The organism is Mesorhizobium sp. M7A.F.Ca.CA.004.04.2.1 (assembly GCF_004022825.1).
Classification (GTDB): Bacteria; Pseudomonadota; Alphaproteobacteria; order Rhizobiales; family Rhizobiaceae; genus Mesorhizobium.
The window spans coordinates 1-867 of the sequence record NZ_RZPH01001533.1 but is presented as its reverse complement, the minus strand read 5'-3'; the positions used below and the strand labels follow the sequence as shown (position 1 = coordinate 867).

2 protein-coding genes are annotated in these 867 nt (G+C 62.3%); both read left to right on the top strand.

Annotation, left to right across the window (positions count from 1 at the left end; translation table 11 throughout):
* Positions 1-262: 262 nt before the first annotated feature.
* A complete protein-coding gene (locus EN893_RS38845) occupies positions 263-424 on the top strand; it encodes a hypothetical protein (RefSeq protein WP_206640260.1) in 162 nt (53 codons plus the stop codon).
* Positions 421-867 (top strand): twin-arginine translocase subunit TatC (locus EN893_RS35930; protein WP_164901486.1); only part of this gene is annotated, 447 nt, incomplete at its 3' end. The genes EN893_RS38845 and EN893_RS35930, both read left to right, overlap by 4 nt.

Genomic DNA, 867 nt, shown 5'->3' with positions numbered 1-867 from the left:
GTTGAAGAACGGTGCAACGACCATGCCTGGCGTCAACGCGCCGGAAGCAGCGCCAGCAGCGCCGGTTTTTCCGGCAATGACCGACGAATCGGTGGTGACCTCGTCAGCGCCGGCGGAACCCGTTGCGGCGCCGAAGGCGTCCGCGGCGAAGAAACCAGCCAAGCCTGCGCCGGCAAAAGCGACGCCGGCTGCAAAAGCTTCGGCAAATGGTGCAAAGGTTGCCGCGAAGGCAGCGTCTGCGTCCAAGACGCAGGCGAAGGCCATGACGACGGCACAGCCTGAAGCGCCCAGCGCCAAGACGCCCGCTGCGGCCAACGCTGTCGCGGCCAAGACTGTAGCGACCAAGATGGGGGCGAAAGCCGAACCGAAGCTTGCAGCGGTGAAGAAGCCGGTGGCCAAGAAGACGGCGGGAGCCGCCAAGTGAGCGTTTCGGACACCGAAAAGGACGAGATCGAGAAATCGTCCGCGCCGCTGATGGAGCATCTGATCGAGTTGCGCCGGCGGCTGATCTGGTCGCTGGGCGGCTTCTTCGTTGCCTTCCTGGTCTGTTTCTTCTTCGCCAAGAAACTGTTCAACCTCCTGGTCGTGCCGTTCAAATGGGCGACGCAGTGGGCAGGGCTCGATCCGCACAAGGTCGAGCTGATCTACACGGCGCCGCAGGAATTCTTCTTCACCCAGGTCAAGCTCGCCATGTTCGGCGGCATGGTGATCGCCTTTCCGCTGATCGCCACGCAGATCTACAAGTTCATCGCGCCCGGCCTGTACAAGAACGAGCGCAACGCCTTCCTGCCGTTCCTGATCGCATCGCCGATCCTGTTCCTGATGGGCGCATCGCTGGTCTATTTCTTCTTCACGCCGATGGTGATG